This window comes from Microbacterium sp. MMO-20 (genome assembly GCF_037147735.1).
Lineage (GTDB): Bacteria > Actinomycetota > Actinomycetes > Actinomycetales > Microbacteriaceae > Microbacterium.
On sequence record NZ_JBBCUU010000013.1, the window covers coordinates 41,182 to 48,559 of the forward strand.

Below are 7,378 nucleotides of genomic sequence, written 5' to 3' on the forward strand. Positions count from 1 at the left end.
CCATGGGCGCTCCAACTGTCTCTGAAGCCGCCCTTCGTCAGCACGTGGACGCTTGGCTGTCGTCCGCACGCCGCCAAGCACGGACACTTCTCGTGCGTGCCCAACCGACCTGGTCGGGGCCGCCCCAGATGACAGTGCGCGACACGTCGGTCAAAGTCGTTGAAGGCGTCTCGGGTCTTGCGGCTCTGGACTCGATGCGCGGCGCAGCTCCGGACGAGGTCGTCGTTATTCTGACCTCGCTTACCGAGCGTGAGCTCGGGTCTGCAGTGATGCTCGACGCGCATCGTCAACGAGTGAGCGAGCTCGACGAATGGAGCATGGTTCCCGGGCTCTTCGGTGTGCGCGATCAGGTGGTGCCCCGCCATGTGAGCGAGCTCGGACCATGGATGCCGAGCCTGCTGCTGTCTGTTCGTCCCGAACGCGGGTACCCTCCCGCTCCCGGGGCGACGCTGACGCCAGACCACGCGGTGAAGTCCCTCATCATGGCGATCCTCGGACTCGGGCGTCTCGACGACCTCGACCTCGTCACCTGTCTGGCTCCGCTCGACGATCTCGGCGTGCGTGCACGCCTCCGGGTCCTCGATCCGGAAGTGAGGGCCTCGCTCGTACGCGCGGTGTTCACGCACATGGGCCCGGACTTCGCACTGGCTCTTCGCTCTGCTCTCGCCGGGGGGCACGTGTCGGTCGCAGCTGTCGGGCTGGTCTGCGGTGAGTTGTGGGCGTCTGGCACTAAGACGCGGGATCCATCGACGATTGCGGCGCGCGCGCGAATCGAGTCCTACATCGGAACCGGGGCCTCGCCCGACGCGGCGCAGCGGTTCGGCGACGCGTCGCGCAGGCTGATGCGCCGGCTTATCGACGATGTTCATGGGCGCGAGATCCTCGATCAGGCGGAAGCCCTGTGTGCCGAGATCGCCTGGGCCGATGGAGCCGCGGCATCCGATTACCTTCTCTCGGGACTGCGCGCTCGTGTCGTCGCCCTCGGGGAGGCGATCGAGATGGCCGTGGACGTCCAAGGGACGGGCGAAGCGGCGAGCGTCGAGCATGCGTTCGCAGCTCTCAAGAGGCACCACGCCGCTTCGACCATCTCACGTCCGCTGCAGACGTCGGCGATGGCGGTGCGCCTCGTGAGGTGGCTGAGCACGCAGCGTACGGCTCCCGCGAACTTCGTTGATGCTCTGCTTCGATACTCGTCGGACGGTGCATGGGTCGAGCGCGCACTGGGCGACATCTGGGATGGTGACAACGATGCGAGGCTGGCGCACGCGTATGGGCGGCTCGCGGATGCGGTGCAGAGTGCGCGACAAGCGCAGGACCAGGATGCAGCCAGGTTGCTTACGGGAGGCATCGCCGTAGATTCGTCCGTGCCCGGTGCGGAGTCGCCTCTCACGCATACGGTCGTGCCGCTGAGCGGACAGGCTCCGGTGCTCCTGATCGTGCTCGACGGGATGAGTTTCGCGACCGCGACCGAGCTGGCAGACGAGTTCGCCGATCGTGGCTGGACGGAACTCGTCCGACGCGACACTCTGCGACGCGGATCGGCGGTTGCGGTGTTGCCGACGATCACCGAGTACTCCCGCACGTCGTTGTTCGCGGGGGAGCTGCTCGCAGGAAACCAGCAGACCGAGAAGGCCCGATTCGCGGCTACAGTCGGCGGAGTCGCGTTCCACAAGGACGACCTTCGGTCTGACGCAGGTCACGCGCTCCCATCCGCAGTCACGACCGCGATCGCGGATCTCGACCGCAGGATCGTCGGTGTCGTCCTCAACACCATCGACGACGCACTCGCGACCGCCGAGGTCGACGCACTGCGGTGGCACGTGAACCAGATCTCGAACTTGCCGGCGCTGCTTGACGCGGCACGCGAGTCGGGCCGGGTCATCATCCTCACCTCCGACCATGGACACGTGGTCGAGCGCGGGAGCGAACTGCGCAGCGCACCCGGAGCCGCAGCCCGCTTCCGTGATCCTTCGACGGGCCCGGCGCAGTCCGACGAGGTGCTCGTGAGCGGTCCTCGCGTACTTGCGCCGGGAGGCGCAAGCATCCTCGCGGTGTCCGAAGGTGTGCGATTCGCAGCAAAGCGCGCGGGGTATCACGGGGGGGCGGCACTCGCAGAGATCGCCATCCCGGTCATCGTCGCTCAGCCCAAGGGAGCTACCGCGCCGGATGGCTGGGTGGAGGCACCCCCGCAGGAACCCGTGTGGTGGAACGAGCCCGTGCGCGCCGACCCCGTCATGCCGGTTATGACCTCGGCGCCGACAAAGCGGCGGATTCGCGCAGTTGCAGCAGACACGCCAGCTCTGTTCGAGGACATCCCGGCCGAGACGCCGCTCGCCGCGCCGGCCGTGCCGGTCGAAGAGCAACTCGTGCGGAGCGAAACGTACCGCGAACGGCAGGCGCGCGCGAGTCGCCATCCGATCGACGACCAGACGGTTCGCGCGATCGTGGCATCCCTCGTGGCGGGCGCAGGGCGCGCACACCGCGACACCGTTGCGGTCGCAGCCGGCGTCGCGGCGTCGTCGCTGCCGGGCGTGCTCGCCTCGCTGCGACGGCTACTGAACGTTGATGGGTATGCGGTCGTAGATCTCGACCCAGACCAGGTCACGGTGACGCTCGACGAGAGCTTGCTCCGTGAGCAGTTCGAGCTCGGAGCTCGGCCGTGAGCGCGGTGAGCGCGCGGCGAAGGCGCGAGATCATCGATGCACTCCGGCGTGGGACGGTGCCTCAGCGAGGTCTGGACGTGATGGCTGTAGGGCTTGATCGATTCGAATCCGCTCTTGTCGACGAGCTGGATGGGGTCTCCGAAGGCGGTGCTGTCTTCAAGGCTGTTCGCGGTGAATACGGCGCCGGAAAGACGTTCTTCGCCCGATGGTTGATCGAGACCGCCAAGCAGCGAGGGTTCGCCACGGCCGAAGTGCAGATCTCGGAGACCGAGACGCCCCTGCACAAGCTCGAGACCATCTTTCGACGGGTCACAGAGAACCTCGCGACGGAGTCGACAGCGCCGAGCGCATTCCGCGAGGTGATCGACGAGTGGTTGCGCGTTCTCGAAGAGGACGCCGTCGACGCCGGAGCGAACGCCGCCGATCGCGATGCGCTCGCCGAGCGGACTCAGCAGTTGCTGGAACAGCGCCTGGCTGTCGTCTCGCGGACGGCGCCGGCTTTCGCTGCGGCCCTACGCGCCTATCACGCGGCTACTGTTCGAGGGGATATCGAGACGGCTGACGGACTGATCGCGTGGCTCGGTGGACAGCCCCACGTGTCGGCCACCATCCGTCGCGGAGCCGGCATCCGCGGAGACCTCGACCACTTCGGTGCGTTCGGCTTCATGCAAGGCCTGCTGGCCGTGCTGCGCGACGCCGACTATCGAGGGCTCGTTCTCGTCCTCGACGAAGTCGAGACGCTGCAGCGCGTGCGCAGTGACGTGCGAGAGAAGTCGCTCAATGCGCTGCGGCAACTCCTCGACGAGGTGGACGCCGGCCGATTCCCGGGTCTCTACGTTCTGATCACTGGAACGCCGGCGTTCTTCGACGGCACGCAGGGAGTGCAGCGGCTACCTCCTCTGGCGGCTCGGATCGGTGTCGACTTCAGCGGGGACCCTCGATGGGACAATCCCCGGGCGCCCCAGGTGCGGTTGCTCGGATTCCGGCGCGAGAGCCTCGTGGAGCTTGGAGACCGGGTTCGAGACATCTATGCGAGCGGCAGCCCGGCCATCGATCGGATCGATGACCTGGTGACCGACAAGTATCTCGCAGGGCTCGCGGACACCATCGCCGGGCGTCTCGGCGGAAAGGTCGGCGTCGCGCCACGGCTCTATCTGCGCAAGCTTGTGGACACCCTCGACAAAGTCGAGCAGTTCCCCGACTTCGTGCCGCCCGCGGCGTCGGGGGTCGTCTTTGCAGACAGTGAGCTCAACGCCGACGAGCGGGCCGCGGTCGGTGGTATCGACAGCATCCACCTCGATGTCTGAGAACGCCGAACTCACGGGAGCGCTCGAGTACCACGTGGCTAACACGCTCGGATGGTACGACCTTCGACCGCTCCAGAAAGCATCGATCGAGCCAGTGCGATCCGGCGCCGATTGCCTACTCATCGCGCCGACTGCGGGTGGCAAGACCGAGGCGGCCACATTCCCCGTGTTGTCGAGAATGGCTGACGAGGAATGGCAGGGGCTCAGCGTCATCTACGTCGCGCCGCTCAAGGCCCTGCTGAACAACCTGCTGCCTCGGCTTGAGGAGTACACCGCGTGGCTCGGGCGACGAGTCGCGCTCTGGCACGGAGACGTGAGTGACGGCGAGCGTCGTCGAATTCTGAGCGATCCACCCGACATCCTGCTGACGACACCCGAGTCGCTTGAGGCGATGCTCGTCTCACGGCGCGTGGAGCACCACCTGCTTTTCCGCTCCGTGCGTGCACTGATCGCCGACGAGGTGCATGCATTCGCAGCATCCGACCGCGGTTGGCACCTCGTCGCGGTGTTCGAGCGACTGCAACGACTGTGCGGACAGCGCATTCAGCGGATCGGCCTCTCGGCCACCCTCGGAAATCCGGATGACGTGCTTCGGTGGCTGCAGGGATCGAACGCGGATGCGGGCGCCCCGGCACGAGTGGTCATCGGTGAAGGCGGCGTAGCGGTCGAGCCCGATGTGATGCTCGACTTTGTGGGCTCGGTGGACAACGCTGCAGTTGTGCTGTCGCAGATGTTCCTCGGCGAGAAGCGGCTGGTGTTCTGTGAGTCGCGATCGCAGGCTGAAGAACTCGCCTTCGCCTTGCGGAGCAATCGAGTGGAGACGTACGTGTCACACTCGTCGCTGTCTGTCGACGAGCGCCGGCGCAGCGAGCGTGCGTTTGCTGAAGGTCGAGACTGTGTGATCGTCGCGACCTCCACCCTGGAACTCGGTATCGACATCGGGGACCTCGACCGGATGATCCAGCTCGACTCGCCGCGTTCTGTCTCGTCCTTCCTGCAGAGGCTTGGACGCACCGGGCGGCGTGCCGGATCCGTGAGAAACGCGCTCTTCCTCGCGACCGACAACGACACGCTGCTCCGCGCGGCCGGGATGCTGCACCTGTGGGGGACTGGGTTCGTCGAGCCGGTCGTGCCTCCGCCGTCCCCTCGGCACATCGCCGCTCAGCAACTCTTGGCGCTCGCACTACAAGAGGGACGGTTTGCGCGGGCATCGTGGCATGAGTGGTGGGCAGGGTCGCGCGTCATGGACGGCGCCGACGAAGTGCTCGACTACCTCATCGAGCAAGAGTTTCTCGCGGCAGATGGACCGTGGCTATTCATCGGTCCGCGTGCCGAGAAGGAGTTCGGGCGACGACACTTCCTCGAACTCCTGTCGACGTTCATCGCAGACCTTGAGATGAAAGTGATCGAAGGATGCCGCGAGATCGGATCGATCGCGCCGCTGTCTCTCACCACGCAGGTGATCGAAGGCAGGAAGCCGCTGCTGCTCGCTGGTCGAGCGTGGATCGTCGAATCCATCGACTGGGATCGTCATGTGGTCGTTGTGCGGGAGGACCTCACGAAGGGTCGGGTGCGGTGGGGATCTGAACCTCTGCCCGAGTCGTTTGAGATGGTTCGCGCGCGGCGCGACGTACTGCTGGGGGCTAATCCCCCGGTCAGTTTGTCGCAGCGTGCGATAGCACGGCTCTCAGAGGTCCGGACGCTTCGACATGATCAGGTCGTCGACGATGGCTTGGTGCTGGAACGCGGCGAGAAGTCCTCGGTGCTCTGGGCGTTCGGTGGAATGAAGGCACATGCGACGCTGCTCGCGGCGTTGCCGAATGAGGTGGCGGAGTCCGCGACGGCGGACAACGAGACCATCAGGTTCGGGGCGGCCGTAGACGACGACGTGCTCGAGTGCGTGAGCGTGGGAGATGCGTTGCCCGAGATCGCGCCCCAGGCAGTCGATGGATTGAAATTCTCGGTTTCACTGCCGGCGCCGCTCGCAGTGGCCACGCTCGCCGAGCGATTCGCCGACCATGTTGGGGCCAAAGCGACCGCTTCGGCTCGCGTCGAGCTACTCAGTCCGAACTGATCGGTAGGCGCCGGTTGCCGCGGCGTTGAGCAGTTCATCCGTAAATCTCTCGAGCATCGCAATCACGTCGGAGTGGAGCTGCAGAAAGTCACCTGTTGTGATGTCGAGGTATTGACCATGCGCAATGGTGTTCCGGCGATCGACCAGTTCTGTGTCGATCATGTTGAACCGCGTTGAGAACTCAACTTCGAGCGGTAAGCCGAGTCGGTGGACAATGTCAGCCAACACCCTTGACGATAGATTGCTCTCAGTTCGAACGAGATCCTCCGAGACCCGGGCGCGATCCCCCATACCTTCCCTAAGGAACAAAGCGAACTCGTTGTGTGTCGTCGCCGAGTGCGCAACTTCCATGCCCGACAATCGCGTCTTCAGCGCATTCCCGAGAAACGCCACACTGAGCTCGTCATACCGAAGTTTCTTGGTGTTGACGAAGCGAAGGTAGAGGCGCGAGGTGTTCTTGATCCAGCCCTCCCAATGCGCGTAGAGAAGGAGGACGCCAGCGCGGAGGCTGGATTGCAGAGCTACACCTGACGAGGCGCTAACCGACTTGCGCGCCATGCTGAGCTCCTGCTTTCGCCACGCTGTCTCGTCCGACACGGCGTCATCGAACTCGGTGAGCGATCTGAGCTTCGTCATCAGTGCTGCAGCAAGATGGCGCGTCCCTTGGGGACCATCAACCGAAGCCTCGCTTCTGTCGACTTTCCGGTAGCGAACTTTCGCGTCATGTCAGGTTGCGCCCAGAGTTCGCTCGCGGCTTCCTTGATGTCGGTCCGGTACTTGTTGCCGTTGGCGATGTGGAACCCAAGTCCCATGCCGATCGCCTCGAAGGAGGTGTTGAGAAACCCGCCCACGAACATTTGTTTGCTCGAGTCCCAGCGCCGAAGCACATCCTCGTCTGCTTGCTGGAGCAGGTCAAACGTGGTTTCAAACACCCGCGTGAGTTCCGCCCTCTGATCGTCACGGAACTCGAGTGCAAGCGTCAGGGCGAAATCCTCGAGCTCGTCTTGGAAGTTGCGGATGCGCGAAATCTCGTCGTCATGCTTCGCATGAATAAAGAGGAAGCGGAGGACGAGCTCTTCGTCGTACATACGCTCCTTGTCCCGTTCCGGGAGACGCAGCAATGAGACAAAAGACTCGCGGTCTGCGAGGTCGCGAAGCCATTCAACGAACTCCGGGTTGACGCCCACGAGCTGAGCGTTTCTCATCTCCTGATTCGAGAGCTGAGCCCTGATCCACCGTCGCGATTCGGTTGAGCCGCGTTTCGCTTTTCGTTGAGTTGTTTCGGCGGGCGGGCGTGCGTGTTCTGCCAGCCGGGGCTCTGGCTTATCCACGTC

Annotated in this window: 5 protein-coding genes; 3 read left to right on the forward strand and 2 right to left on the reverse strand. The window is 64.6% G+C overall.

The genetic code is table 11. From position 1 onward, the window contains the following. The first annotated feature begins 2 nt into the window (after window positions 1–2). Genes pglZ through WFI52_RS13565 form a run of 3 tightly spaced genes read left to right on the forward strand, consistent with a single transcriptional unit; the run spans window position 3 to window position 6,044 of the window. The gene (gene pglZ, locus WFI52_RS13555) at window positions 3–2,663 is read left to right on the forward strand and encodes a BREX-2 system phosphatase PglZ (protein ID WP_336637421.1); all 2,661 of its coding nucleotides are present in this window, start codon (window positions 3–5) and stop codon (window positions 2,661–2,663) included. Between the two features lie 5 nt (window positions 2,664–2,668). Next, the gene (gene brxD, locus WFI52_RS13560) at window positions 2,669–3,970 is read left to right on the forward strand and encodes a BREX system ATP-binding protein BrxD (protein WP_336637423.1); all 1,302 of its coding nucleotides are present in this window, start codon (window positions 2,669–2,671) and stop codon (window positions 3,968–3,970) included. Beyond that, on the forward strand, window positions 3,963–6,044 hold the full coding sequence (locus WFI52_RS13565) for a DEAD/DEAH box helicase (protein WP_336627463.1): 2,082 nt from the start codon (window positions 3,963–3,965) through the stop codon (window positions 6,042–6,044). The genes brxD and WFI52_RS13565 overlap by 8 nt, the downstream gene beginning before the upstream one ends. Here the strand turns inward: WFI52_RS13565 and WFI52_RS13570 are convergent. Beyond that, entirely contained in the window at window positions 6,027–6,680 is a 654-nt protein-coding gene (locus WFI52_RS13570) for an MAE_28990/MAE_18760 family HEPN-like nuclease (RefSeq protein ID WP_336627462.1), read from the reverse strand. The genes WFI52_RS13565 and WFI52_RS13570 overlap by 18 nt on opposite strands. Continuing rightward, window positions 6,680–7,378: hypothetical protein (locus tag WFI52_RS13575; protein ID WP_336627461.1), on the reverse strand; the 699-nt coding region annotated here is incomplete at its 5' end. The genes WFI52_RS13575 and WFI52_RS13570, both read right to left, overlap by 1 nt.